The sequence below is a fragment of the Azospirillum sp. UENF 211521 genome (genome assembly GCF_058780535.1).
The window spans coordinates 2347595-2374153 of sequence record NZ_JBSNCF010000001.1 but is presented as its reverse complement, the minus strand read 5'-3'; the positions used below and the strand labels follow the sequence as shown (position 1 = coordinate 2374153).

General features: G+C 68.3%; 26 protein-coding genes and 1 pseudogene. 11 read left to right on the top strand and 16 right to left on the bottom strand.

Annotation, left to right across the window (positions count from 1 at the left end):
- Positions 1–77: 77 nt before the first annotated feature.
- From ACWPN5_RS11160 to der, 3 genes are read left to right on the top strand one after another with little or no spacing between them, the layout of a single operon-like run.
- On the top strand, positions 78–722 hold the full coding sequence (locus ACWPN5_RS11160; protein ID WP_145686376.1) for a tetratricopeptide repeat protein: 645 nt from the start codon (positions 78–80) through the stop codon (positions 720–722).
- Entirely contained in the window at positions 722–2116 is a 1395-nt protein-coding gene (locus tag ACWPN5_RS11155) for an outer membrane protein assembly factor BamB family protein (protein ID WP_492295410.1), read from the top strand. Before ACWPN5_RS11160 ends, ACWPN5_RS11155 begins: the two co-directional genes overlap by 1 nt.
- Before the next feature lie 36 nt (positions 2117–2152).
- A complete protein-coding gene (der, locus tag ACWPN5_RS11150) occupies positions 2153–3556 on the top strand; it encodes a ribosome biogenesis GTPase Der (RefSeq protein ID WP_145686374.1) in 1404 nt (467 codons plus the stop codon).
- A 63-nt stretch (positions 3557–3619) separates the two neighbouring features.
- Here the strand turns inward: der and ACWPN5_RS11145 are convergent, their stop codons facing one another.
- The 4 genes from ACWPN5_RS11145 to radA form a co-directional block, all read right to left on the bottom strand.
- Positions 3620–4330 (bottom strand): SDR family NAD(P)-dependent oxidoreductase, encoded by a 711-nt coding sequence (locus tag ACWPN5_RS11145; protein WP_200478352.1) that lies wholly within the window; start codon positions 4328–4330, stop codon positions 3620–3622.
- Positions 4331–4420: 90 nt separating this feature from the next.
- Positions 4421–5869: an amidophosphoribosyltransferase gene (purF, locus tag ACWPN5_RS11140; protein WP_014240365.1), complete on the bottom strand. Its 1449-nt coding sequence runs from the start codon at positions 5867–5869 to the stop codon at positions 4421–4423.
- 100 nt (positions 5870–5969) lie between these two features.
- Positions 5970–6656 carry a CvpA family protein gene (locus tag ACWPN5_RS11135; RefSeq protein ID WP_114856813.1) on the bottom strand — a complete coding sequence of 229 codons (687 nt, stop codon included), beginning with the start codon at positions 6654–6656 and terminating at the stop codon, positions 5970–5972.
- Between the two features lie 42 nt (positions 6657–6698).
- Positions 6699–8099 (bottom strand): DNA repair protein RadA, encoded by a 1401-nt coding sequence (gene radA / locus ACWPN5_RS11130; protein WP_035673586.1) that lies wholly within the window; start codon positions 8097–8099, stop codon positions 6699–6701.
- Between the two features lie 169 nt (positions 8100–8268).
- Here radA and map point away from each other — a divergent pair, with 169 nt between their 5' ends.
- Entirely contained in the window at positions 8269–9096 is an 828-nt protein-coding gene (gene map, locus ACWPN5_RS11125; RefSeq protein WP_145686373.1) for a type I methionyl aminopeptidase, read from the top strand.
- The gene (locus ACWPN5_RS11120) at positions 9093–9686 is read left to right on the top strand and encodes an NUDIX hydrolase (RefSeq protein ID WP_145686371.1); all 594 of its coding nucleotides are present in this window, start codon (positions 9093–9095) and stop codon (positions 9684–9686) included. The genes map and ACWPN5_RS11120 overlap by 4 nt, the downstream gene beginning before the upstream one ends.
- A 3-nt stretch (positions 9687–9689) precedes the next feature.
- On the opposite strand, the gene ACWPN5_RS11115 is transcribed toward ACWPN5_RS11120, so the two are convergent.
- From ACWPN5_RS11115 to rpsF, 10 genes and pseudogenes are all read right to left on the bottom strand, one after another.
- Positions 9690–9908 (bottom strand): hypothetical protein, encoded by a 219-nt coding sequence (locus ACWPN5_RS11115; RefSeq protein ID WP_145686369.1) that lies wholly within the window; start codon positions 9906–9908, stop codon positions 9690–9692.
- 116 nt (positions 9909–10024) lie between these two features.
- Positions 10025–10816, bottom strand: a complete 792-nt coding sequence (locus tag ACWPN5_RS11110; protein WP_149648698.1) for an ABC transporter ATP-binding protein — start codon at positions 10814–10816, stop codon at positions 10025–10027.
- 8 nt (positions 10817–10824) lie between these two features.
- Complete coding sequence (locus ACWPN5_RS11105; protein ID WP_145676552.1) at positions 10825–11601, bottom strand: MlaE family ABC transporter permease; 777 nt, start codon at positions 11599–11601, stop codon at positions 10825–10827.
- Positions 11601–12738, bottom strand: a pseudogene (alr, locus tag ACWPN5_RS11100) (alanine racemase). Before alr ends, ACWPN5_RS11105 begins: the two are co-directional and overlap by 1 nt.
- Positions 12716–14248 carry a replicative DNA helicase gene (locus ACWPN5_RS11095; RefSeq protein WP_145686363.1) on the bottom strand — a complete coding sequence of 511 codons (1533 nt, stop codon included), beginning with the start codon at positions 14246–14248 and terminating at the stop codon, positions 12716–12718. Before ACWPN5_RS11095 ends, alr begins: the two are co-directional and overlap by 23 nt.
- Before the next feature lie 182 nt (positions 14249–14430).
- The gene (locus ACWPN5_RS11090) at positions 14431–15684 is read right to left on the bottom strand and encodes a cyclopropane fatty acid synthase (RefSeq protein WP_145686362.1); all 1254 of its coding nucleotides are present in this window, start codon (positions 15682–15684) and stop codon (positions 14431–14433) included.
- A 249-nt stretch (positions 15685–15933) separates the two neighbouring features.
- Positions 15934–16503: a 50S ribosomal protein L9 gene (rplI, locus tag ACWPN5_RS11085; protein ID WP_145686360.1), complete on the bottom strand. Its 570-nt coding sequence runs from the start codon at positions 16501–16503 to the stop codon at positions 15934–15936.
- Positions 16503–17459, bottom strand: a complete 957-nt coding sequence (locus ACWPN5_RS11080) for a DUF2232 domain-containing protein (protein WP_145676545.1) — start codon at positions 17457–17459, stop codon at positions 16503–16505. Before ACWPN5_RS11080 ends, rplI begins: the two co-directional genes overlap by 1 nt.
- Positions 17460–17492: 33 nt before the next feature.
- Complete coding sequence (gene rpsR, locus ACWPN5_RS11075) at positions 17493–17765, bottom strand: 30S ribosomal protein S18 (RefSeq protein ID WP_014240379.1); 273 nt, start codon at positions 17763–17765, stop codon at positions 17493–17495.
- Positions 17766–18203, bottom strand: a complete 438-nt coding sequence (gene rpsF, locus ACWPN5_RS11070) for a 30S ribosomal protein S6 (protein WP_035673612.1) — start codon at positions 18201–18203, stop codon at positions 17766–17768. It lies immediately after the preceding gene.
- A gap of 393 nt (positions 18204–18596) precedes the next feature.
- Between rpsF and fabD the strand changes: the two genes are divergently transcribed.
- From fabD to mltG, 5 genes are all read left to right on the top strand, one after another.
- Positions 18597–19553: an ACP S-malonyltransferase gene (gene fabD, locus ACWPN5_RS11065; protein WP_145686358.1), complete on the top strand. Its 957-nt coding sequence runs from the start codon at positions 18597–18599 to the stop codon at positions 19551–19553.
- Positions 19554–19561: 8 nt separating this feature from the next.
- Positions 19562–20299 (top strand): 3-oxoacyl-[acyl-carrier-protein] reductase, encoded by a 738-nt coding sequence (fabG, locus tag ACWPN5_RS11060; RefSeq protein WP_014240382.1) that lies wholly within the window; start codon positions 19562–19564, stop codon positions 20297–20299.
- A 169-nt stretch (positions 20300–20468) separates the two neighbouring features.
- A complete protein-coding gene (locus tag ACWPN5_RS11055; RefSeq protein ID WP_014240383.1) occupies positions 20469–20708 on the top strand; it encodes an acyl carrier protein in 240 nt (79 codons plus the stop codon).
- A gap of 86 nt (positions 20709–20794) precedes the next feature.
- On the top strand, positions 20795–22057 hold the full coding sequence (gene fabF / locus ACWPN5_RS11050) for a beta-ketoacyl-ACP synthase II (RefSeq protein WP_145676542.1): 1263 nt from the start codon (positions 20795–20797) through the stop codon (positions 22055–22057).
- A gap of 26 nt (positions 22058–22083) precedes the next feature.
- Entirely contained in the window at positions 22084–23085 is a 1002-nt protein-coding gene (gene mltG, locus ACWPN5_RS11045) for an endolytic transglycosylase MltG (protein ID WP_492295409.1), read from the top strand.
- A gap of 49 nt (positions 23086–23134) precedes the next feature.
- Here mltG and ACWPN5_RS11040 read toward each other — a convergent pair whose 3' ends face one another.
- Positions 23135–23362: a hypothetical protein gene (locus ACWPN5_RS11040; protein WP_145686354.1), complete on the bottom strand. Its 228-nt coding sequence runs from the start codon at positions 23360–23362 to the stop codon at positions 23135–23137.
- 263 nt (positions 23363–23625) lie between these two features.
- Positions 23626–25602 (bottom strand): lytic transglycosylase domain-containing protein, encoded by a 1977-nt coding sequence (locus ACWPN5_RS11035; protein ID WP_145686352.1) that lies wholly within the window; start codon positions 25600–25602, stop codon positions 23626–23628.
- Between the two features lie 78 nt (positions 25603–25680).
- Between ACWPN5_RS11035 and dapA the strand changes: the two genes are divergently transcribed.
- Positions 25681–26556, top strand: coding sequence for a 4-hydroxy-tetrahydrodipicolinate synthase (gene dapA, locus ACWPN5_RS11030; RefSeq protein WP_145686349.1), 876 nt, complete (start codon positions 25681–25683; stop codon positions 26554–26556).
- Positions 26557–26559: the final 3 nt, after the last annotated feature.

Sequence of the window (26559 nt, the reverse complement as noted above, 5' to 3'; positions counted from 1 at the left end):
AACCGCCCGCCGCAGCCGCGCGCGGGCGCAATCCCCGCTGTAACGGTTTTCGTGCCGTAGGATGCCGCTGTAGAGCCATGAGCGATATTTTCCGCGAAGTCGACGAGGATCTGCGCCGCGACCGCATGGAGCGCGTCTTCAAGCGCTACGGCGGCATCATGCTGGCGGCCGCGCTGGCGGTCGTCGCCGCGACGGGCGGCACGGTCGCCTGGCGCAACTGGCAGCAGTCGCAGAAGGAAAGCGGGACGACGGCCCTGGCCGCCGCCCTGTCGCAGGCCGCCCAGGGGCCCGACAAGGGCGTCGAGGCGCTGGCCGCCTTCGCTGGCAAGGCCGATCCCGGCATGGCCGCGCTCGCCCAGCTGAACGCCGCCGCCCTGCTGGCCCGCGAGGGCAAGACGGCGGAGGCCGTGGCCGTCTACGACAAGCTGTCCGGCACCGCCGGCGCCGCTCCGGTCTACCGCGAGCTGGCGGCCCTGCTCTCGGTGATGCACCAGCTCGACTCCGGCGATCCGGCCCAGCTCCAGGCGCGGCTCCAGCCGCTGACCGCCGACGCCAACCCCTGGCGCTTCTCCGCCCGCGAGATGAGCGCCGTGCTGGCCGCCCGTGCCGGGGACAAGGACAAGGCGCGGACCCTGTTCCAGCAATTGGCCGACGACTCGCAGGCTCCGGCCGGCGTCCGGTCGCGCGCCTCCGATCTCGCCACCCTCTACGGCAAGAGCTGATGACCCGCATTCCCATGGCCGCCCCGGCCGCGCACCCGACCGCGTACCCCACGGCGAAGCGCCGCTCCCTGCGCACCGCCCTGCTTTCCGCCCCGCTGCTGGCCGTGCTGCTCAGCGGCTGCGACACCGTCAGCGGGTGGTTCGGCAAGACCCCCGATCCGCCCCTGCCGGGCGAACGGGTGTCCGTCCTGACCCGCGAGCGCAAGGTCGAGGTCGACCAGCGGCTGGTCGGCACGCCGGTCGCCCTGCCGACCGCCGTGGCCAACCCGGCCTGGGCGCAGCCCGGTGGCACGCCGGAACACGGCGGCGGCAACCTCGCTCTGTCGGCCACGCCGGCCGAGGCGTGGCGCGGCGACGTCGGCACGGGGGCCAGCAGCTCCCGTTCCCTGCTGGAGACGCCGATCATCGCCGACGGCCGCATCTTCGCCATGGACGCCGACTCGCACGTCGCCGCGCTCGATGAGCGGACCGGGCGCCAGCTCTGGCGGATCGATACCAAGCCGGAGAAGGAGCGCGGCGGCGCCAGCGGCGGCGGCGTCGCCTACGCCGACGGGCGCGTCTTCGCGGCCACCGGCTTCGGCGAGGTGGTGGCGCTCGATCCCGCCAACGGCTCGATCATCTGGCGCAAGCGCGTTCCGGGTCCGGTGCGTGGCGCACCGACCGTGGAGGGCGGGCGTGTCCTCGTCCTGACGCTGGACAACCAGCTCACCGCCCTGTCCGCCTCCGACGGCGCCGTCCAGTGGTCGCATCAGGGCATCCTGGAGACGGCGGGCCTGCTGGGCGCCGTCAGCCCGGCCGCCTCGCCGACCCTGATCGTCGCACCTTACTCCTCCGGCGAGCTGTACGGTCTGCGCCCGGAGAACGGGCGCGTGGCGTGGCAGGAGAGCCTGGCGGCGATCCGCCGCAGCGGCGCCCTGAGCAGCCTCGCCGACATCCGCGGTCTTCCGGTGATCGACCGCGGCGTCGTCTATGCGATCGGCCATTCCGGCCGCATGGTCGCCATCGATGAGCGCATCGGCATCCGCCTGTGGGAAGCCGAGATCGGCGGCACCCAGACCCCGTGGCTCGCCGGTGACCATCTGTTCGTCGTCACCAACGATTCGGAGCTGGTCGCCCTGACCCGTCAGGCCGGCCATGCCCGCTGGGTCACCCAGCTCGCGCAGTTCACCGATCCGGAGGACAAGAAGGGGCCGATCACCTGGTCCGGTCCGGTTCTGGCGGGCGGCAAGCTCTACGTCACCGGGTCGAACGGGCAGATGCTCGCCCTGTCACCCGCCGACGGGCAGGTTCTGACCCGCTATTCGCTGCCGGCCTCCACCTATTTGCCTCCGGTCGTGGCGAACAACACCCTATATGTCCTGGGCGAGAACGGTACGCTGGTGGCGTACCGCTGATCGCCGCCCCTGGTTCTTTATAAGGCCCCCGGCCCGATGTCCTTTACCGTTGCTCTCGTCGGTCGGCCGAATGTCGGCAAATCGACTCTCTTCAATCGTTTGGCCGGCAAGAAGCTGGCGCTGGTCGACGACACGCCCGGCGTGACGCGCGACTGGCGCTCGGCCCCCGCCCGCGTGGGCGGGCTGTCCTTCACCGTGGTCGACACCGCCGGCCTGGAGGACGTCACCGACGACAGCCTGGAGGCGCGCATGCGCCGCCAGACCGAACGCGCCCTGGAACGCGCCGACGTGGCGCTGTTCATCGTCGATGCCCGCACCGGCATCACGCCGCTGGACCGCCACTTCGCGGCCCTGCTGCGCAAAAGCAAGACGCCCGTCATCCTCGTCGCCAACAAGGCCGAGGGCAAGGTGGGGATGACCGGCCTCTACGAGGCCTTCGAGCTTGGCCTGGGCGACCCCCTCGCGCTGTCGGCGGAGCATGGCGAGGGCATGGCCGATCTGGTCGAGGCCCTGCTGCCCTACGCGCCGCCGGAGCCGGTGCCGGTCGAGACGGCCCCGGCCCCCCTCAAGGGGGAGAATGGCGAGGAACTGCCCGTCGGCGACCAGCCGGAAACCGACGAGGAGCGTGCCCGCCCGATCCAGATCGCGATCGTCGGCCGCCCGAACGTCGGCAAGTCCACCCTGCTCAACGCCCTGATCGGCGAGGAGCGCGTGCTGACCGGCCCCGAGGCCGGCATGACGCGCGACGCCATCAGCGTCGATTGGGAGTGGCGCGGCCGCAAGTTCCGTCTGGTCGACACCGCCGGCATGCGCCGCCGCGCCCGCGTCGACGCCAAGGTTGAGAAGCTGGCCGTCGCCGACGCCCTGCGCGTCGTCCGCATGGCGCAGGTCGTTCTCCTCGTGGTCGATGCCAACCAGATCCTCGACAAGCAGGACCTGACCATCGCCCGCACGGTGGTGGAGGAAGGCCGCGCTCTGGTCATCGCCCTGAACAAGTGGGACGCCGTGGACGACCGCGCCATGGCCCTGCGTCAGGTCGAGGACAAGCTGCAGGCCGCGCTGGCCCAGATCAAGGGCGTCGAGGTCGTGACCATCTCTGCCCTGCAGGGCAAGAAGCTGGACACGCTGCTCGATTCGATCCTGTCCACCTACGCGCAGTGGAACCGCCGCATCCCGACCGCCCAGCTCAACCGCTGGATCGAGGGCGTGCTGGATCACCACCCGCCGCCCTTGGTCGAGGGCCGCCGCGTGAAGATCCGCTACGCGACGCAGGTGAAGACGCGCCCGCCGACCGTGGCGCTGTTCGTGAACAAGCCGCTGGACCTGCCGGAAAGCTATCAGCGCTACCTGATCGCGCATCTGCGCGACACGTTCGAACTGCCGGGCGTGCCGGTGCGGCTACTGCTGCGCAAGCAGAAGAACCCGTACGCGGACGACTGAGCCGTCGCTCACGGCCCCCACCCAAACCCTCCCCCGCTGACGCAGGGGAGGGCTCAAACTTCTTCACCCCTGCGCCGACACGACCTCGCCGTGGCGGGTGCAGGAGGCGTCGGCCAGGGCCACGAAGGCCTCGGCGACGTCGTCCGGCTGGGCCAGCTTGGTCTGGTCCTCGCCGGGGAAGGCCTGCATGCGCAGCTTGGTCGCCACGATGCCGGGATCGACCAGATTGACGCGCAGGTTCGACGAGGCGATTTCCATCGCGTAGGTCTTCACCATCATCTCCAGCGCTGCCTTGCTGGCCCCGTACGGGCTCCAGTAGGGGTAGGGCGCGTTCGCGGCGCCCGACGTCACGAAGATGGCGCGTCCCGCGTCGGACGCGCGCAGCAGGCGGTCGAAGGAGCGGATCAGGCGGAAGTTGGCCGTGACGTTCACGTCCATCACGCGCTGCCACAGCTTCGGATCGTAATGGGCGACCGGCCCGAGCGCTTCCAGAACGCCGGCGTTGCTGACCAGGATGTCGAGCTTCCCGAAGCGCTCGAAGATCGAGTAGCCGAGCTGGTCGATCTTGTCGAACTGGCGCAGGTCCAGCGGGACCAGCGTGGCGTTGCGGCCGGTGGCCTGGAAGATCGCGTCGTCGGTCTCCTCCAGGCCGCCGACGGTGCGGGCGGCGAGGATGACGTGGGCGCCTTCGGCGGCGAAGCGCTTGGCGACGGCGGCGCCGATGCCGCGCGAGGCGCCGGTGATGAGGGCGGTGCGGCCGGAAAGACGGGACATGGCGGCGACTCGACGATGTTCGGTAGCGGGATTGGCAAACGGGCCGGTCCGCTGGGTTGCGGCCGGCCCGTCGCGGCGGTGGTCAGGCGGTCAGGCGCGGATGCGGACGTTCGCCTCGACCGGCGGATGGTCCAGCGCGTCGGTCAACGCGATGGGGTAGTCGCCGGTGAAACAGGCGTCGCAGAAGGTTAGCTTCTGGGGGTCGCGGCGCTCCGCGCCCATGGCGCGGTAGAGGCCGTCCAGCGAGATGAAGGCGAGGCTGTCGGCCTGGATGAAGTCGCGCATCTCCTCCACCGACATGCGGTGGGCGAGCAGCTTGCTCTGCTCCGGCGTGTCGATGCCGTAGAAGCAGGGGTGCGAGGTCGGCGGGCTGGAGATGCGCATGTGCACCTCCTTCGCCCCGGCGGCGCGCACCATCTCGACGATCTTCTTGGAGGTCGTGCCGCGCACGATGCTGTCGTCCACCAGCACCACCCGCTTGCCCTCGATCATGGCGCGGTTGGCGTTGTGCTTCAGCTTCACGCCCAGATGGCGGATCTGGTCGGTCGGCTCGATGAAGGTGCGGCCGACATAGTGGTTGCGGATGATGCCCAGTTCGAAGGGCACGCCGCTCTGCGTGGCGTAGCCGAGGGCCGCCGGCACGCCGCTGTCGGGAACCGGCACCACCACGTCGGCCTCGATCCCCGATTCGCGGGCCAGCTCGGCGCCGATCCGCTGGCGGGCGTTGTAGACGGAGGACCCCTCCATCACGCTGTCGGGCCGCGCGAAGTAGATGTATTCGAAGATGCAGAAGCGGCGGCCCTGCGGCTGGAAGGGGCGCAGGCTCTGCACGCCCTGCTCGTTCAGAACGACCATCTCGCCCGGCTCGACGTCGCGCACGTAATCGGCGCCGACGATGTCGAGCGCGCAGGTCTCGCTGGTCACGATGTAGGTGTCGCCCAGCTTGCCCAGGACCAGCGGACGGACGCCCAGCGGGTCGCGCACGCCGATGACCTCGTTCGGGGTCAGCGCCACCAGGGAGAAGGCGCCCTCGACCTGCCGCACCGCCTCGATCAGCCGGTCGACCGGCGAACCGCCGCGGGCGATGGCCATCAGATGGACGATGGTCTCGGTGTCGGTGGTGGACTGGAACAGGCAGCCGCGGCGAACAAGCTGGCGGCGCAACGTGTGTGCGTTGGTCAGGTTGCCGTTGTGGGCCAGCGCGAAGCCGCCGAACTCGAAGTCGGCGTAGAGCGGCTGGACGTTGCGGATCGTCGTGTCGCCCGTGGTGGCGTAGCGGACGTGGCCGATGGCCTGCGGGCCCTTCAGCTTGCCGATGATCGCTTCCGACGAGAAGTGATCGCCGACGAGGCCCAGGGTGTGCTCCAGATGGAAGCGGTCGCCGTCGTGGCTGACGATGCCGCAGGCTTCCTGGCCGCGATGCTGCAGCGCGTGCAGGCCGAGCGCGGTGATGGCCCCCGCCTGCGGATGGCTGTGGATGCCGAACACGCCGCACTCCTCGCGCAGCTTGTCGTCGTCGAACGGATGCGTCGTCAGCATCGGAAGATCCTCGTCATACACAGCATCACCAAAGGGCATTGCCCCGGCGGCCTCTTTGCCAGCGGGGCGTTACTCACAGGCACTCTGCACCATGCGGCGTTCAGCGTGCGTTCTGGATCAGTCGCTCAAGGTCGCCGCGGTCCCGGTCCTTATAGCCGGTATCGGATGGCGACGCACCACCGGTCTTCGGCGCGCCGGGAACCGGCGTGGACAGGCGGTCCAGGGCCTCCTTGGCCTCCACCGCCTGCCGCGCGCGCTCCCGCGCCATGTCCATCTGGCCCAGCCCGTCCTTGCGCAGCGAGTCCGGCATCACCTCGTAGATCATGGCGGCGCCGGACACCAGCATCGGCCGGGTCTTGGCGCTCTGCAGCCACGCCGGATGCTCCGCCGGGTTCGGCACCAGCCAAGCGAAGAAGAGATAGGCGACGGAGGCGAGGATTGCACCCTTGAGCAGGCCGAAGACGAAGCCGAGCGAGCGGTCGAGCGCCGAAAGGCCGGAATTCTGCACCCCGCGCGACACGACGCGGCCCAGGATTGTCAAAACCACAAGGCTGACGACGAACAGCGCCACCGCCGACGCGGCGTAGGCGGCCATCTCGACGTGGATGTAGGTCTGCGCGATGGGCAGGACGTGGGGCAGCGCGTTCAGCGTGATCAGCGCGGCACCGACCCAGGCGGCGACCGACAGCACCTCGGCCACCATGCCGCGGGTGAAGGCCAGCAGGGCCGAGAGCAAAAGCACCACGATGACGGCCAGATCCGCCGGGTTGATCGGGAAGGTGTCCATAACGCCGCTACGCCTCGTGCGCTTTCGCTTTAGAGTCTCGTCTCAATCCCGGCCGCGCGGCGGTCGGGACCCCGATCCGGCCTGGAACAGCGGCAGCAATTCGCTGAGCTGCTGCAGTTCGACCGATTTCAAGCCGGTGTCGCCGCGCCCCGGCTTCTTGCCGTTCCGTCTAGCCGGAAAGATCGCCGTTGAAAACCCCAGCTTCGCGGCTTCCTTCAGCCGGGCGTCGCTCTGGCCCACGGCGCGCACCTCGCCCGACAGGCCGATTTCGCCGAAGACCACGGCGTCGGCGGGCACCGGCTCCCCAGTCAGCGAGGAGACCAGCGCCGCGGCGACCGCGAGGTCGGCCGCCGGCTCGGTGATGCGCAGCCCGCCGGCCACGTTGAGATAGACGTCGTTGGCGCCGATCTGCACGCCGCAACGCGCCTCCAGCACCGCCAGCACCATGGCGAGCCGCGCCGAATCCCAGCCGACCACCGCGCGCCGCGGCGTGCCGAGCGGGGAGGGGGCGACCAGCGCCTGGACCTCGACCAGCACGGGGCGGGTGCCCTCCATGCCGGCGAAGACCGCGGCGCCCGACACGTCGCCGCGCCGCTCCGCCAGGAACAGGGCGGAGGGGTTGGCGACCTCGCCGAGCCCGCCGTCGGTCATCTCGAACACGCCGATCTCGTCCGTCGCGCCAAAGCGGTTCTTCACCGCGCGCAGGATGCGGAACTGGTGGCCGCGCTCGCCTTCGAAATAGAGGACCGTGTCCACCATGTGCTCCAGCACGCGGGGGCCGGCGATGGTGCCTTCCTTGGTGACGTGGCCGACCAGCAGCAGGACGCAGCCGCGCCGCTTGGCGACGCGGATCAGCTCCTGCGCGGAAGCCCGCACCTGGGCAACGGTGCCGGGAGCGCTGTCCAGATTGTCCACATACATGGTCTGGATCGAGTCGATCACCACGACCTCCGGCCCATCGGTGCCGTCCAGCGAGGCGACGATGTCGCGCACGCTGGTCGCCGAGGCGAGTTGGACCGGTGCGGCGGCGCAGCCCAGGCGGACGGCGCGCAGGCGGACCTGATCCACCGCCTCCTCGCCGGAGACGTAGGCGCAGCGGTGTTCCTGCGACAGCCGGGCCATGGCCTGGAGAAGAAGGGTCGACTTGCCAATTCCAGGGTCGCCGCCGATCAGGATCGCCGATCCGGGGACGAGGCCGCCGCCGCAGACGCGGTCGAACTCCTCAATGCGGGTCATGCGGCGCGGCGGCGCCTCGCTGGACCCGGCCAGCCCGACGAAGTCCAGCCGGCGCCCGCGCGCCACGCCCAACCCCTTGGGGGCGGCCTCCGGCGCGGCTTCCTCGACGAGGGTGTTCCATTCGCCGCAGGCGTCGCAGCGGCCCGCCCATTTCGGGAAGGAGGCGCCGCAGGCCTGGCAGACGTAGCGGGTGGTTGGCTTTGCCAAAGGTCCAGCGATGAGTTGGGCGATGGAATGGGGTAAGCGCCCCACATATAGCAAGCTGACGTTCTAAATCCTATGGCAGAGGTGATAAAAAGCTGGGGCTTTTCTCGGCCGTTCCGGTGATAGGTTCTGTCCCGGAATTCACGATGAACAACGGATGTGAGGTGACACGGTGGCGGACAAGGACGCGCGGAAGATCCCGCTGCACGGCCCGGAGGAGTTCGAGGCGATCCGCAAGGCCGGGCGGCTGGCCGCGGCGACGCTCGACCACATCACGCCCCAGGTGGTGCCGGGAGTCAGCACGGGCCATCTCAACCGGCTGATCGAAACCTTCATGCGGGACAACGGCGCCATCCCCGCGACCCTCGGCTATCAGGGCTATCCGGCGGCAAGCTGCATCTCGCCGAACCATGTGGTGAATCACGGCATTCCGTCCGACGACAAGACGCTGGTCGACGGCGACATCGTGAACGTCGACGTGACGGTGATCCTCGACGGCTGGTACGGCGACACAAGCCGCATGTTCTTCGTCGGCGACAAGATCGGGGTGAAGGCGCGCAAGCTGGTCGACATCACCTACAAGGCGATGATGGCCGGAATCGCCCAGGCCAAGCCGGGCAACCACCTCGGCGACATCGGCCACGCCATCCAGACGCTTGCGGAATCCCACCGCTACGGCGTGGTGCGCGACTTCGGCGGGCACGGCATCGGCCGGGTGTTCCACGACGCCCCCCACGTCGACCATTTCGGCAAGCGCGGCACCGGCGTGCTGCTGGTTCCGGGCATGGTCTTCACCATCGAGCCGATGCTCAACGCCGGCAAGCCGGACGTGAAGATCCTGTCGGACGGCTGGACCACCGTCACCCGCGACCGCTCCCTGTCCGCCCAGTTCGAGCATCAGGTCGGCATCACAGAGACGGGCTGCGAGATCTTCACCCTGTCGCCGGCCGGCTACACCCAGCCGCCCTACGAAACCGCGGCCGGAGCCGCTGCGGCATGAGCGGGGAAGAGCTGAAGCCCTGGACCGTGCTGGACCGCCGCACCCTGCTCGACGCCGGCCCCTTTGTCCGCGTGCACGCCGAAACCATCGAGACCCCGGACGGTCAACGGGTCGAGAACTATTACCAGGTTGAACAGGGCGATTTCGTTCAGATGTTCGTCGAGGACACGGACGGGCGTGTCTTGATGCTGCGCCAGTACAAGCACGGCCCGCGCCGCGTCACCCAGACCTTTCCGGCGGGCGGGATCGATCCTGGGGAGGCGCCCCTGGCGGCAGCCAAGCGGGAACTGCTGGAAGAGACGGGCTATGTCGCGGAGGAGTGGACCGCGCTCGGCTCCTACGTGGTGCAGGCCAACCAGCGCGGCTGCGTTTGCCACCTGTTCCAGGCCCGCAACGCCCGGAAGGTGGCCGAGCCGGATTCCGGCGATCTGGAGGAGATGCGGCTGGAGCTGCTGACCCGCGCGGACCTGATCGCCGCGGCGGCAGAGGGCGACTACGCCCTGCTGCCGGTCATCGCCCTGCTGGGCGCCGTCCTGCTGCCGGAACTGCGCGACAACCTCGCGCGGTCGGCGGCCCGTCCGGCGCCGTAAGGTTCAATTCCCGTCGGTCGGGCCGGCGAAGAAATGGGCGAGCGCGTCGGCCCCTTCGAGCGACAGCTGGTTGTCGTTCTTGAGGAGCTGCTCGTGGGCGTTCTTGATGGTCTGCACCGTCTCTTCGTTGGTCAGCAGACCCTTGGCCTGGAGCGTCTCCAGAATCTTGGCGCTCAGCATGAAGCTCGCGAAGGCCAGTCCGTTCGTGGTGATGTCCGCCATGCTCGTCTCTCCGATGGGGCGCCGGCCTGCGATGGCCGGCGGTCTTCGTGGCCGACCCTACCGGGCGGCAGGTTAATTTTGCACAAACCGGCGTCGGGTCCCGCTGGTCGGGCGCGTCACAGCGCCCGCACCTGCATCTTGATCGGCCCTTCGCCCCGGCCGTGGACGAACTGGTCCACGTAGGGGTTGCCGGAGTTGTCGATGTCGTTGGCGTGGCCGGTCCAGATGATCCGGCCCTGATAGATCATCGCCACGCGGTCGGCGATCTTGCGGGCCGAGGCCATGTCGTGGGTGATGGTCACGGCGGTGGCGCCGAGGTCCTTCACGCACTTCACGATCAGCTCGTTGATCACGTCGGCCATGATCGGGTCGAGGCCGGTGGTCGGCTCGTCGAAGAAGATGATCTCCGGCTCGTCGGCAATGGCACGGGCGAGACCGACGCGCTTCTGCATGCCGCCGGACAGCTCCGACGGGAACAGCTCGCCCACCTCGGGGCCGAGTCCGACCGCGCCCATCTTGGCGATGGCGATGTCCTTGGCCTTGGCGCGGGGCATGTGCTCGCCCTGGATCAGGCCGAAGGCGACGTTCTCCCAGACCTTCAGGCTGTCGAACAGGGCGGCGCCCTGGAACAGCATGCCGAACTTGTGCAGCAGCTTCTCCCGCTCGCGCGGGCGCAGCTTCGTCGTCTCCTCGCCGTCGACGCGGATGGAGCCGCTGTCCGGCGACAGCAGGCCGAGGATGCACTTCAGCATGACCGACTTGCCGGTGCCCGACCCGCCGATGACGACCAGCGATTCGCCGCGCCCGACCTCCAGGTCGATGCCGTTGAGCACGACCTTCTGACCGAACGCCTTGTGCACGTTCTTCAGCGAAATCTTCGGCGGATGAGCGGGGGGAACCTGGGACATGGAGTCGCTCACTTCGTCGAGAAGAAGATGCCGGTGATGAGGTAGTTCCACACCAGGATCAGGATGGAGGCCGAGACCACGGCGTTGGTCGTCGCAGCACCCACGCCCTGGGCGCCGCCGCGCGAGTGGTAGCCGTGGTAGCAGCCCATCAGCGACACCATGAAGCCGAACACCGCCGCCTTGACGAGGCCGGAGATGACGTCGACCGGTTCCAGGAACTCCCAGGTCCGGCCGATGTAGGAGGCCGGGTTGAAGTCCAGACGGTAGACGCCAACCAGGAAGCCGCCGAACACGCCGATGATGTCGGCGACCAGCACCAGCAGCGGCAGCATGGCCAGACCGGCGATCAGGCGCGGCGCCACCAGATACTTGAAGGGGTTGGTCGACAGGGTGGACAGCGCGTCGATCTGCTCGGTCACGCGCATGGTGCCGATTTCGGCGGCCATGGCGGCGCCGATGCGCCCGGCGACCATCAGGCCGCCCAGCACCGGCCCCAGCTCCCGGGTCACCGACAGGGCGACCACCGTGGCGATGGCGCCCTCCGCCTGGAAGCGGGAGAAGCCGGAATAGCTCTGCAGCGCCAGCACCATGCCGGTGAACAGCGCGGTCAGCCCGACCACCGGCAGCGAGTAATAGCCGATGTCAACCATCTGGCGCAGGATCTGCCGTGGATAGAACGGCGGGCGCACGCAGTGCGACAGGGCGGCGCCGGTGAACATGGCGAGCTTTCCGGTGGCTTCCAGAAAGATCAGGAAGGCCCGTCCGGTGGCGGCAAGGAAACCCATCAAGCGACCTCAGGCGGCGGCGGGTCGCGGTAGACCCTGTGGTAACGCGCGCCCAGCGAGGTCAGGATCTCATAGCCGATGGTTCCGCCCTCGCTCGCCACGGTGTCCACCGGGCGGTTCGGGCCGATCAGCTCCACCAGCCCGCCGGGCGTCACCGCCTCGTCGGGAAGATGGCTGACATCCACCGTCACCAGATCCATCGAAACACGCCCAACCACCGGAGCGGCCACGCCGTTGACGAAGACATGGCCGCGCCCGCTGAGCGAGCGCAGATATCCGTCGGCATAACCCACTGCGATGGTTGCGATTTTTCCTCTCGCCGCAACGCGGTGCGTGGCACCGTAGCCAACGGTCATAGGGCTGTCAACGTTGCGCACCTGAAGCAGCCGGGCGTCGAGCCGGATCGTGCCCCGCATCGGGTTCGCCGCGGCGGGGGTCGGATTGACGCCGTAGAGCGCGCAGCCGGGCCGCACGAGGTCGAAATGGAAGGCCGTTCCGTGGAAGATTCCGGAGGAATTGGCGAAGCTCGCCTCCGCCGTCGGCAGCCGCCCGACCGCCGAGCGGAAACGCCCGAGCTGCTGGCTGTTCATCACCGAATCCTCGTCGGCGCAGGCAAGGTGGGTCATCCACACCCGGACATCCACCCCCTCAAGCCGGGAGAGATCGCCGACCAGCGTGTCCAGCTCGTCCGGGCCGAGCCCGAGTTCGGTTCATGCCGGTGTCGATGTGGACGACGGCGGGCAGGGCTGTTCCCTGCGCCCTGGCGTGGGCCTGCCACGCCGCAATGTCGCCGAGATGGTTCAGCACCGGCAGGATGCGCTGGGCCGTGAAGTCCGGAGCGGTGCCGGCGGGCAGGCCGCCCAGCGACAGCACGCGGGCGTCGGACGGCGCTACGGCGCGCACGGCCAGCGCCTCCTCGAACTGGGCGACCACGAAGGTCCGGCAGCCGGCGGCGGCGAGCGCCGGGACGACGCGCTCCACCCCCAGGCCATAGGCGTTTGCCTTGACCACGGCGGCGCATTCCGCCGGCGCCACCCGGTCGCGGAGCTGCGTCCAGTTGGCGACGACGGCGCCGAGGTCGATGGTCAGGACGGCGCCGGCGCGGGCCAGCGGATCACTCAGTGGGGCCGAAGTCATGGGTCGTGTCGAGGTCGCCGAATTTCGTGAACTGTCCGTCGAAGAACATACGGACGCTGCCGATCGGGCCGTGGCGCTGCTTGGCGATGATCGCCTCCGCGGTGTTGTGCACCTCGGCGTAGCGCTTCTGCCAGTTGGCGTAGCGGTCGTTGTACTTGTCCTCCGTTTCCTCCGGCCGGCGGGCCGGCTCGGCGCGCTCAAGATAGTACTGTTCGCGGTAAACGAACATCACGACGTCGGCGTCCTGCTCGATCGAGCCCGATTCGCGCAGGTCGGCGAGCTGCGGCCGTTTGTCCTCGCGCATTTCCACGGCGCGGCTGAGCTGGGACAGCGCCAGCACCGGCACCTCCAGCTCCTTGGCGATGGCCTTCAGGCCGCGGGTGATTTCCGAGATTTCCTGCACGCGGTTCTCGTTGCCCTTGGTCGAGCCGCCGCGCAGGAGCTGGAGATAGTCCACCACCACCATGCCCAGCCCGTGCGTGCGCTTCAGCCGGCGGCAGCGCGTGCGCACCGCGGCGATGGTCAGGGCCGGCGTATCGTCCACGAAGAAGGGGACCCGGCTCAGCTCCTGGCTGGCCGCCACGAATTTCGGGAAATCGCTGTCCTTGATCTCGCCGCGGCGGATCTTGTCGCCCGACACCTCGGCCTCGCCGGCCAGGATACGGGTGGCGAGCTGCTCCGCCGACATTTCCAGCGAGAAGAAGCCGACCGGCGCGCCCTCGCCGCCGTTGCTGCGCATGTGCGCCTTGGCGGCGTTGAAGGCGATGTTGGTGGCCAGCGCCGTCTTGCCCATCGAGGGGCGCCCGGCCAGGATGATCAGGTCCGACGGGTGCAGGCCGCCCAGCTTGCGGTCCATGTCGCGCAGGCCGGTGGTGACGCCGGTGACGTGGCTGGAGCGGCGGAAGGCCGTCTCCGCCGTGGCGATGGCCGCCTTCAGCGACTCGGAGAAGGCGATGAAGCCGCCGCGCACGTCGCCGGTCGAGGCGAGGTCGAAGAGCTGCTTCTCCGCCGTCTCGATCTGGTCCATGGCGTCGATGTCGAGGTCGTGCTGGTACGCCTCGTTCACCATGTCCGTGCCGACCTCGATCAGCTGTCGGCGCAGGAACAGGTCATGGATCGTCTTGCCGTAATCGCCCGCGTTGACGACCGTCACGACGTTGGCGGCGAGTTGCGCCAGATAGCCGGCACCGCCGTCCGGAGCCAGCTCGACGTCGTTGTCGAAATAGGCCTTCAGAGTCACCGGATTGGCGATCTGGCCGCGCTCCACCATCTTGGCGATGGCCGAATAGATGCGCTGGTGCGCCGGGTCGTAGAAATGCTCGGCGCGCAGGAACTCGCCGACCTTCTCGTACGCCTTGTTGTTCACCAGGATGGCGCCGAGGAGCGCCTGTTCGGCCTCCTCGTTGTGCGGCGGCGTGCGGTATTCCGCCGTCGGCTTCGCGGCACCGGCACGGGACAGCCCGCCGTCGAGGGGGCGCGGCTCGAAAAGCTGGGTGGTCTTGTCATCCATAGCGGCACTTTAGCAAAGGGCGGGGCGCAAAGCTGTGCGATCGGGGTAAATCTACCCACATTCCTGTGAGTAACTTTTGCCCACAGCCGGTGAAAGCTGGGGGTAAGCGGAAAACTTAAAGCTCTGTCAATGGCTTGTACCAGAGCAAAAGCTGTGGGTCGATGCGGCGCGGACCGCTCTGGTCAAGCGTTGCTGGCGCCCACGTTCCGGCCGGTGCGCAGCGGCCGCGGCGCGGCGTCGGCCAGAGCCGCTTCGGTGCGCTGCATGTAGTCGCGGACGAGCGGAACGGCGCCCAGCGAGCGGGCCAATTGCATCTGGAACACCATGTGCCCCTGGTAGCGGAAGCTGATCTCGGCCCCCGCCAGATAGAACTCCCACATCCGGCAGAAGCGCTCGTCGTACATGGCGCGGGCCTCCTCCCGCCGGGCGGCGAAGCGTTCCCGCCAGTGGCGCAACGTTTCGGCGTAATGCAGCCGCAGGATTTCGACGTCCGTGTTCCACAGCCCGGCCTTCTCCACCGCCGGGATCACCTCCGACAGGGCGGGCGAGTAGCCGCCGGGAAAGATGTATTTGCGGAACCACGGGTTGGTGGAACCCGGCCCGTCCGACCGACCGATGGCGTGAAGCAGTGCCACCCCGTCCTCGGTCAGCAGGTCACGCAGCTTGGCGAAGAAGGCCGGATAGTGGGGCACCCCGACATGCTCGAACATGCCGACCGAGACGATGCGGTCGAAGCGACCGGCCATCTCCCGGTAGTCGCGCAGTTCGAACCGCACCTGCCCGGCCAGCCCGGCGTGGGCCGCCCGCTCGCGCGCCACGGCGAGTTGTTCGCGGGACAGGGTGATTCCGGTGACCTGGGCGCCGGTCATGCGGGCGAGATAGAGCGCCATGCCGCCCCAGCCGCAGCCGATGTCCAGGACGCGCATGCCCGGCTGGAGGAGCAGCTTCGCCGCGATGTGCCGCTTCTTGGCCTCCTGCGCTTCGTCCAGCCCGGTGTCGGGGGTGGGGAAGTAGGCGCAGGAATATTGCAGGTCGCGGTCGAGGAACAGCTCGAAGAAGGCCCGCGACAGGTCGTAGTGATGGGCGACGTTGCGGCGCGAGCGTCGCAGGGGATTGCTCTGCTGGACGAGCCGCAGCGCCGGGGAGACGGCTTCCCGGAGATTGCCCAGGACGCCCTGGACGTTGTCCGAGCCGGCGCTCAGCAGAGCCAGGAAATCATAGACCGAGCCCCCGTCGATGGTCAGGCGTCCGTCCATGTAGGCTTCGCCAAAGCGCAGCCGCGGATTGACCACGAGGTCGCGGTGCAGCGCCTTGTCGTGCAGGCGGAGCGTCAGCGAGGGGGCGCCGGCACCCACCCGGTGCCGCCGTCCGTCCGCACCGACGATCTCCAGGGCCCCGGCGGTCAGGGCCGGGCTGAGCAGGCGGGCAAGCAGCATCGCGCGTCTCCGCATCCGTCGAACACGACTCGGTCCGGTTTCATCGCCGCGGGCGAATCACCGGGAACGAGAGTCGGGGAGCGGTGCGGGGGGAGGCAATCCGCCGGACGGGGCAGGCGGCGGGGCGTCCGGCGCATCCGGATGGGGGAGGGTCGGACGATGCGGAGTGCCGAACGCGGAAAAGCCGCCTCGCCCCCTGGGGGGGCGGGCGGCTTCCGGACGAGCGGACTGGTCTCGTTGAGCGGGCGGTCAGCCCTCCTCGGAAACCTCGGCCTCGGCGGCCTCGGGGGCCTCCTCGATCTCGTCCTCGTCGTCGTCGCGCAGGTCGGCCGCGGTGACCATGCCACCACGGGACAGCTGCAGCTCGGCCTCTTCCTGCGAGCGGGCGACATTCACCGTGACGGAGATGCTCACCTCGGGGTGCAGGACGACGCGCAGCTTGAACAGGCCCAGCGTCTTGATCGGGGTCTCGATCGACACCTGCTTGCGGTCGACCTTGTAGCCGGCGGCGTCAAGGGCGTCCGCGACGTCGCGCGGCGTCACCGAACCGTACAGCACGCCGGTCTCGCCGGCCTGACGGATCACGACGACCGTCACGTCGTTCATCTTGGCGGCAACCTGCTCGGCGTCCTTGCGGCGCTCGAGGTTGACGGCCTCCAGGTGGGCCTTCTGCTTCTCGAAGAACGCCATGTTCGCCTTGGTGGCGCGCATGGCCTTCTTCTGCGGCAGCAGATAGTTGCGGGCGAAGCCGGGACGCACCTTCACGACCTGGCCCATCTGGCCGAGCTTCTCGACCCGCTCCAGCAGAATAACTTCCATCACTCGTCCTCCTGATCGGGGCCGGCGGGCCGGAGACGGCGACGCAGCCCAATCCATTGCTCGATCATGCCCAGACCGACCATCAGCACGATCGGCCAACCGAAAAGAAACAGGAACATGTAGAACCCGATGAGGATCGGCAGCTTGGCCGATCGGCTTCGGGCGAACACATGCACCACCGAAAGCCCGGCAAAGGCGAATGGCAGGGACAGGATCAGCGCGGCGTTGACCGCGAGGAACCCGACCGGGTCCGACGCCAGCGAGGCGGCCACCATGGTCAGCAGGAACGCGGTGGCGAGCCACCGGGGCAACTCCACATCGTCCAGCCGCATGGCGGGGCGCCGGTTGCGGCCGAACCGCATCAGGACGCCTTGCGCCAGGGCTCCGTTGACGATCGTCATGACGAGCCATGAGATCACCGCGAAGCCCGGCAACACCTCGGCCATCCAGATGTCCTGCGGGTCCGGGGCCGGCTGGCCCTGCGCGGAGAACATCTGGTCCGCCATGCGGCTCAGCGTTTCCCGCACCGCGCCCTCCAGCCCGCCGGGCTGATCGAGCGTCAGAACCGCAGCACCCAGAAGGCCCGCCAGTCCCATTCCGGTCAGCGCCATCAGGAGCCGGCCCGGAGGATACCATTCCACACTCCCGTCGGCCGCCGCCCGCGCCAGCAGCGCCTGCCGCACCACCAGGATGACCGGGACAGCCGCGGTCACCAGATAGGCGAGAGACACCAGGACGCTGGACGACACCGCCAGGACCGCCACCGTTCCCGCCGCACCGGCGAGTAGGGAGGCGGTGGAGCCGAGCCACAGTCCCGCGAGGAACAACGGCAGCGGCGCCAGATAGCCCAGGATCAGCGCTCCGAACCCGCCGAACAGAACGGCGAGGTAGAAGAAAGCGCTGACCACGCCGACACCGATGGCAGCCGCCAGAGGGGCGGCCAGGGGCGAGGCCATGGGATTACCTTTGCCTGTTGTCCGCTTTGGTCCTTACTTCACCACGTAGGGAAGCAGGGCCAGGAAGCGGGCGCGCTTGATGGCGCGGGCGAGTTCGCGCTGCTTCTTCGCGGAAACCGCGGTGATGCGGCTCGGCACGATCTTGCCACGCTCGGAGATGAAGCGGGACAGGAGCTTGACGTCCTTGTAGTCGATCGCCGGGGCGTTCGCGCCCGAGAACGGGCAGGTCTTGCGGCGGCGGAAGAACGGACGGCGGGGACCGCCACCGGTGCGGGCCGGAGCGCCCGAGGTCTGCTTGTCGGACATTTAGGCGTTCTCCCCTTCGGCAACGGTGGGCTCCTGGCGACGCGGCGGGCGCGGGCCACGATCGTCGAAGCGGCGCGGGCCGCGGTCGCCGCGATCGCCGCGGTCACCACGCTCGCCGCGGCTCTGCATCATCACCGACGGGTTGGCGTCCAGCGCATCGACGCGGACGGTCATGAAGCGCAGCACGTCCTCGTTGATGCCCATGTTGCGCTCCATCTCGAGGACGGCGGCGGCGGGGGCGTCAAGGTTGAACAGGGTGTAGTGACCCTTGCGGTTCTTCTTGATCTTGTAGGTGAGCGTCTTCAGACCCCAGTATTCGGTCTTGGCGACCTGGCCGCCGTTGTCGCGAATGATCTGGGCGAACTGCTCGCCGAGCTGCTCGGCCTGGGCGGCCGAAATGTCCTGGCGCGCGATCAGCACGCACTCGTAAAGAGCCATTGTACTCCCCATGGCTGTTCATGGTCCGGCGCTGCGCCCCATCCCCTATGGACAGAATCAGCCGCCCGGGCCTAGCCGACGGCACGCGGGCCACCGGCAAGGAGTTATGAAGCGGCGCAGTATGCACAAAAGCCCTATCCCGACAAGCGGAAACACGAGCCGGCGGGCGATTCCGCCGCCGCCGCTTTCAAAAGGGCATGGAAAGACCCTTTTCTCCGTTCGCCTTTGCATCGCAGCAATGAAAAAATGCCGGAAATGCAACAGAAAGGCACCAATTCCAGCCCGACAACGTTGAGCATCGCTTGACTTGCCCGAAAGGCTGGTTATGACTGTCGCCGAATTCAACGGCAGCGCCGCGGGTGGCGCGCCTTTTTACTAGGGTTCCCAGACAGCATGACCAGGGCGTTCGTCTTTCCGGGCCAGGGCAGCCAAGCCGTCGGCATGGGCCGCGAGCTGGCCGAGGCGTTCGAGGTCGCGCGGCTCACCTTTGAAGAGGTGGACGACGCGCTGAACCAGCGCCTGTCCCGCCTGATGTTCGAAGGCCCCGAGGCCGACCTGACGCTGACCGAGAACGCCCAGCCGGCCCTGATGGCCGTCAGCGTCGCGGTCATGCGGGTGCTGAAGGATCAGGGCGGGCTTGATCTGACCAAGCACGCGGCCTTCGTCGCCGGCCATTCGCTCGGCGAGTATTCGGCCCTGTGCGCCGCCGGCGCCTTCACGCTGGCCGACACCGCACGCCTGCTGAAGCTGCGCGGCCAGGCCATGCAGAAGGCGGTGCCGGTCGGGCAGGGCGCCATGGCCGCGCTGCTGGGCGCCGAACTGGAGCAGGCCCAGGCCATCGCCGATGCCGCCGCCAAGGCCCCCAACGGCCAGAGCGAGGTCTGCACCGTCGCCAACGACAACTCGTCGGGGCAGGTGGTGATCTCCGGTCACGCCGAGGCCATCGAGCGCGCCATCGTGATCGCGGCCGAGCGCGGGCTGAAGCGCACCGTGCGCCTGCCGGTCAGCGCCCCCTTCCATTGCCCGCTGATGCAGCCCGCCGCCGACGCCATGGCCGAGGCCCTGGCCACCGTGACGATCAACGCGCCGGCGGTCCCGGTGGTCGCCAACGTGACCGCGTCGGCCGTGTCGGACCCCAACGAGATCCGCCGCCTTCTGGTCGAGCAGGTGACCGGCATGGTTCGCTGGCGCGAGAGCGTGCTCTATATGAAGGGGCAGGGCGTCGACACGCTGGTCGAGTTCGGCTCCGGCAAGGTGCTGTCGGGTCTCGCCAAGCGCATCGACAAGGAATTGGCCGGCACCTCCGTGCAGGGCCCGGCCGACGTCGAATCGTTCCTGAAGACCCTGTGAGGCATTCCATGTTCGACCTGACCGGAAAGAAGGCGCTGGTCACCGGCGCCTCGGGTGGCATCGGGGCGCAGATCGCCCGCGCGCTGCACGCGCAGGGCGCCACCGTCGCGCTGTCCGGCACCCGCGTCGCCCCGCTGGAGGCGCTCGCCGCCGAACTGGGCGAGCGCGCCCTGGTGGTGCCCGGCAACCTCGCCGACGCCGCCGGAACCGAGCAGCTCGCCAAGGACGCGGAGGCCGCCCTCGGCCAGATCGACATCCTGGTGAACAACGCCGGCCTGACTCGCGACCAGCTCGCCATGCGCATGAAGGACGACGACTGGCAGTCGGTGCTGGACGTCAACCTGACCGCCGCCTTCCGCCTGTCGCGCGCCGTGCTGCGTGGCATGATGAAGCGCCGCTGGGGCCGCATCATTGGCATCACCTCGATCGTCGGCGTCACCGGCAACCCCGGCCAGGCCAACTACGCCGCCTCCAAGGCCGGCATGATCGGCATGTCGAAGTCGCTGGCCGCGGAGGTCGCGTCGCGCGGCATCACCGTGAACTGCGTCGCGCCGGGCTTCATCACCACGGCGATGACCGACGCCCTGAATTCCGAGCAGAAGGACAAGCTGCTCACCGCCATTCCTTCCGGCCGCATGGGCGAGCCGGGGGAAATCGCCGCCGGAGTCGTGTACCTGGCGAGCGATGAGGCCGCCTATGTCACCGGCCAGACGCTGCACATCAACGGCGGCATGGCCATGATCTGAGGCGGATTCGCTGCCTGAACCAGAGGTTCCGACCGGCTCCCGCGGGCGCTGGTCAAGGCTGTAAAAATGTGTTATCGGACGGGGCTTTTTGTGGCAGGAAGGCACGCAGCCGCGTGTTGAGCCGGCCGAATTCGCCCGAGCGGTCTCAAGGATTGGAAGGTCTTAAAAAATGAGCGATGTCGCCGAGCGCGTTAAGAAGATCGTTGTGGACCACCTCGGGGTCGAGGAGTCGAAGGTGACGGAGAACGCCTCCTTCATCGACGATCTCGGCGCCGACAGCCTCGACACGGTCGAGCTGGTTATGGCTTTCGAGGAGGAGTTCGGCTGCGAGATTCCGGACGACGCCGCCGAGAAGATCCTGACGGTGAAGGACGCCATCGACTTCATCAAGGCGAACGCCGCCGCCTGATCAGGCGCTGGCGTGAAAGGCCAGGCAGCTTTCCAAAGTGGCCTGGCCGTCGCTGAGTTTTCCGAGGAAAGGTCAAGGAATACCCCATGAGACGTGTCGTCGTTACCGGCCTTGGTCTGGTCACGCCGCTCGGTGTCGGCCATAAGCTCAACTGGGAGCGTCTGACCGCCGGCCAATCGGGCATCCGCGCCATCACGGGTTTTGACGCCTCCGATCTGGCCTCGAAAGTTGCCGGGCAGGTCCCGCGCGGCGATGGCGAGGGGTTGTTCAACCCCGACGTCTTCGTCCCGCCGAAGGACCAGCGGAAGATGGATGATTTCATCATCTTCGCCATCGCCGCCGCCCACGAAGCGATCAAGGATTCCGGCTGGGTCCCCCAGACCGAGGAAGAGCGCGAACTCACCGGCGTCATGGTGGGCTCGGGCATCGGCGGCCTGCCGGGCATTGCCGATGGTGCGGTCACGCTGGCCGAAAAGGGCCCGCGCCGCATCTCTCCCTTCTTCATTCCGGCCTGCCTCATCAATCTGGCGTCCGGTCACATTTCCATCCAGCACGGCTTCAAGGGCCCCAACCACGCTGTGGTCACGGCCTGCTCGACCGGCGCGCACGCCATCGGCGATGCCTCGCGCCTGATCATGCTGGGTGACGCGGACGTGATGGTCGCCGGCGGCACGGAAGCGGCGGTCAGCCGCCTGGGCGTCGGCGGTTTCGCCGCCATGCGCGCCCTGTCGACGAATTTCAACGACACGCCGGAAAAGGCGTCGCGCCCCTACGACAAGGACCGCGACGGCTTCGTCATCGGCGAGGGCGCCGGTGTCGTCGTCCTTGAGGAACTGGAGCACGCCAAGAAGCGCGGCGCCCACATCTACGCCGAAGTGATCGGCTACGGCATGTCCGGCGACGCCTACCACATCTCCGCTCCGGCGGAAGATGGCAACGGCGGGTTCCGCGCCATGCGCAACGCGCTGAAGCGGGCCGGGCTGCAGCCGTCGGACATCGATTACGTCAACGCGCACGGCACCTCGACGCCGCTGGGCGACGAGATCGAGCTGGGCGCGGTGAAGCGTCTGTTCGGCGAGGCGATGAACAACGTCGCCATGTCCTCCACCAAGTCGGCCATCGGCCATCTGCTGGGGGCCGCCGGCGCGGTCGAGGCGATCTATTCGATCAAGGCGATCAACCACAGCTTGGTTCCGCCGACCCTGAACCTTGAGAACCCGTCGGAGAGCTGCCTCGGCGTCAACCTCGTTCCGAAGGTTGCGCAGGAGCGCCGCGTGCGGGCCGCGCTGTCGAACTCGTTCGGCTTCGGCGGCACCAACGCCTCTCTGATCTTCAAGGAATTCGCCTGAGCGGCGAAGCATCGCGGAGACCGCCGATGGGTTGGGGCCTCCGAATCGCGGCGGGGGCGTTGACCGTCCTCACCGCGGGCAGCGGCGTGGCGTTCTGGGGTGCCCTCCGTGTGATGGCCCCCGGACCGCTTGAGCATGCCGAGACGGTGGTCATTCCGCGCGGCAGCGGGCTGGAAGCGATCGCGCTGACGCTTGAGGATGCAGGGGTCGTCGAGTCCCCGATCCTGTTCCTCTTCGCGGCCAAGCTCCAGGGGCCGTTGAAGGCCGGGGAATATGCCTTTCCGGCGGGAATCAGCGTCGACGGGGTTCTGGAGATGCTGCGCCAGGGCAAGACCGTGGTCCGCCGCTTCACCGTGCCGGAGGGGCTGACCTCCGCGCAGGTGGTGGCGCTGCTCGACGCCGAGCCGGCGCTGACCGGCGAGTTGAAGACGGTTCCGAAGAACGGGACCGTACTGCCTGAAACCTATCACTATTCCTATGGCGATTCGCGCTCGGCCCTGGTTGAGCGGATGCAGCACGCCATGACCCAGGCGCTGAACGATGCCTGGAAGAACCGTGGTCAGGACCTGCCTTACGAGACTCCGCAGCAGGCGCTGACCATGGCGTCCATCGTGGAGAAGGAGACGGGCGTGGCGGCCGAGCGCGCCAAGGTCGCGGGCGTCTTCGTCAACCGCCTGGAGACCGGCATGAAACTCCAGTCGGACCCGACGGTGATCTACGCGCTGACCGATGGCAGCGGGGAGTTGGGGCGGGCCCTGACCCGCAACGATTGGAAGTTCGAGTCGCCCTACAACACCTACGTCGCCGCGGGACTGCCGCCGGGGCCGATCGCCAATCCGGGGCGGGCGTCCATCCAGGCGGCGTTGCACCCGGAAAAGCACGACTTCCTGTATTTCGTCGCCGATGGCACCGGCGGGCATGTCTTCGCGAAGACCTTGCCGGATCACAACCGGAACGTCGCCAAGTGGCGCGAGGTGCAGCGACGGCAGTCCGGCGGCGCGGGCAACGGGGACTCGCCGCAGGACTAGCGGTCCCCTGTTCCCGAGCGAAAGGCCTGCCTGAACGCAGCGCCGCGGGTCAGGCGGCGTTCGACGCCACCACGTCCAGGGCGACGACACCGCCCAGGGCGCCGTAGCTCTTGCGGGCGGCGCGCATCTTCTCCAGCGATTCCATGAGGCTTTCCTCGGCGAAGCCAGGGGCAAGCTGCGTCAGCTCCTGCTCCGTCAAGGCGATGAAGGCGTCTAAAAGGCGCGCGTGAATGCGGCACGCCTGGCGGACTTCATCGGCGACCATCGGTGCTGGCATGGTAGGCTCCCAATCACGGAATAAAGAGAAACACGGTCCGTCCGTGCATGGGAATTCTCTCGTCTTGTGGTTAATAGAGCATTAAATGCAATTCACCTTCCGGACAGGAAGAAGAGTTACCACTTCAGACAAAAAGAGCGAAAATTGGACGATTTCGATTTTGGTATGTGACAGAGTTAAGCCGGCTTTTGTGACTTTCGAATATTCGTTGTTGAGCGTCGCGGTGGTCCCTCGTCCGGTGGAGACGAAGGACCGCCGGGAGATCAGCGACGAATTTCCTTGTCCAGGTTCAGCTCCGCCTTGGCGCCCTGGATGCGCGCCCGGTAGACCAGCATGGCCTCCATGACCCGCTGCACGTAGTTGCGGGTTTCGTAGATCGGGATCAGCTCCAGCCAGTCCACAGCGTCGATGGCTTCGCCGCGCGGGTCGCCGTAGGTGTCGATCCATTGGCGCACACGGGTCGGGCCGGCGTTGTAGGCGGCGATGGCCATGATGTAGGAGCCGTTGAAGCGGTCGATCATGTCCGCCAGATAGGTCGAGCCGAGCCGCACGTTGTAGTCTGGGTCGCTGATCAGCTTGGCGGTGTCGTGCTTGACGCCCAGCTTGCCGGCGACCAGCTGCGCCGTTCCGGGCATCAGCTGCATCAGGCCGCGCGCCCCGGCCGAGGACACCACGCGGGTGTTGAAGGTGCTTTCCTGCCGGATGATGGCGTGCACCAGGGCGATTTCCGGAGCGGCCGGCCGGCTCTCGATCATCGGGTAGCCGGCCTCCACCAGGAACACGTCGTTCTGCGCGGCGTCCTTGGCGGCGGCGACGGCGAGGTCGCGGCGTCCGACCTCGCGGGCCAGCTTGGCGGCCAGCACGTAATCCGCCGGCTCCTTGGCGTCGAGGCTGATTCGGCGCAGGAAGGCGGTCACCCGCTCGTCGGTGTTGCCCTCGATCTCGGCCAGCAGCTTGGTCACGCGCACCACCTCCCGCCGCTCGAAGGCGGTGGCGTCGGCGTTGGACACGCGCGGTTCGGCGGGCAGGGCGATGCGTCCGTTCCCGGCGTGGCGGGCGGCGAGCTGACCATAGAAGGTCGTCCCGTACTGGGCGGCCTTGGCGTACCAGTCCTTGGCCTGCGCCGTCTGGCCCAGCGCCTCCGCCGCGCGCCCGCACCAGTAGGCGCCGCGCGCCTTGCTGATCGGCGCGCCGACCGAGCGGTAGAGCTTGTGGAAGTGGTTGAAGGCGCTCGACGGATCGTCGAGGAAGCGCAGCGCCAGGAAGCCGGCGAGGAACTCCGCCTCCGCGGCACCGCTGCCCTCGGTCTGTCCATGCGCGGTCACCAGACGGTAGGCGAGGTTGTGGTCGCCGTTCACCATGGCGCGGCGGGCCAGGATGTGGCGCTCCGTCCACCAAGCCTGCGGACGGCCCATGTCCTTGGGCGCCTGGGCGATGATCTCCAGCGCCCCCGCGTCGTCGCCCTTGCGGCGGCGGTAGCGGGCGCGGTCGAACAGCAGGCCGGGGTCGGTGCGCAGGGAGGCTGGGACGCGGGCCAACGCGGCGTCGGCGTTCTTGGCGTCGCTGTCCAGCGCGATCCGCGCCTCGATCAGCAGGTCGTAGGCTTCGTCGAAGAAGGGCAGCATGCGGCGCACCGCGGCTTCCTGGCGCTCCCACAGCAGCCGGTCGATGCGCGCCTTGTGCTCCTGCGGACGCAGGTGCGAGCGGTAGCGGACCAGGAACTGCTCCTCGTCCGCGGAGGTGAAGTTCGCCTCCACCCAGCGGTCGCGCACCATCCGCACGGCCCGCTCGGCGTTGCCGGTCGCCAGCAGCGTGTCGGCGTGGCGCATGAAGCCTTCGTTGGACAGGGGCGGGTACTGCTTGAACCAGGCGAGCACCCGGTCCTCGTCCAGGTCGATGGGCATCGCCTTTTCCGCCTGACGGCGGAGCTGCGCCTGGTTGGGCCAGTCGCCGTTCTCGCGGATGAAGGCGGCAATCTCGTCAAAGCTGCCGCCGCCGGGAGTCGCCAGGGCCATCCAGCGGATCACCTTGGCCGGCAGCTTGTTGGACGCCTGGGCGGCGATGCGCAGCGCCTCGTCGTGGCGGTCGTTGTCGGCCGCCTTGAAGGCCTGCCGGTAGACGGCGAGGTCCTGCGCCGTCAGGCTGGCCGCTCCGGCGGGCTGGGACAGCACGATCAGCCCCAGCAGGGCGGCGGCAATGGCGGAACGGGTGGCGGAACGGGTGGCATGTCGGATGATCATCCGGGCGCTCTTGCTCGGGGGAACGGGTGCGGCTAAGGTGCGCGACACTTTTCTTGAAGTCCGTCGGAGGTGGCAGGCATGTTGTACGGTTCCATCGTCGCTCTTTTGACCCCGTTTAAAAACGGGAAAGTGGACGAGGCCGCCTTCCAGTCCTTCGTCGAGTGGCAGGTTGCGCAGGGCACCCACGGTCTCGTTCCGTGCGGCACCACGGGTGAGTCGCCCACCCTCTCCCACGAGGAGCACAACCGGGTCGTCGAGCTGTGCATCGAGGCCGCGGGCGGGAAGGTTCCGGTCGTCGCCGGCACCGGGTCGAACTCCACCGAGGAGGCGATCTCGCTGACCCAGCACGCCAAGAAGGCCGGCGCTACCGCGGCGCTGGTCGTCACGCCCTATTACAACAAGCCGACGCAAGAAGGTCTGTACCAGCATTTCAAAGCGATCCATGACGCGGCGGATTTGCCGATCGTTATCTACAACATTCCCGGCCGCAGTGTCGTGGATATGTCGGTGGCAACGATGGCCCGCCTCGCCAAGCTGCCGAACATCATCGGCGTGAAGGACGCCACGGCGGATCTGGCCCGCCCGGTCCGCCTGCTGCAGGAGGTCGGTCCCGACTTCATCCAGCTCTCGGGCGAGGACGCGACGGCGCTGGCCTTCAACGCGCAGGGCGGCGTCGGCTGCATCTCGGTGACGGGGAACATCGCGCCGGCCCAATGCGCCGCGATGCAGGACGCCTGGCGGAAGGGCGATCTCGCCACCGCCTACAAGTACCGCGACCTGCTGACCCCGCTGCACGATTCCATGTTCGTGGAGACGAGCCCGGCCCCGGTGAAATACGCCGCCAGCCTGCTCGGCAAGTCCTCGGATGAGGTTCGTCTGCCGCTGGTCGCCGCGTCGGAAAGCACGCGGACCACGGTCCGCGACGCGATGAAGAAGGCCGGGCTGCTGTCCTAAGGG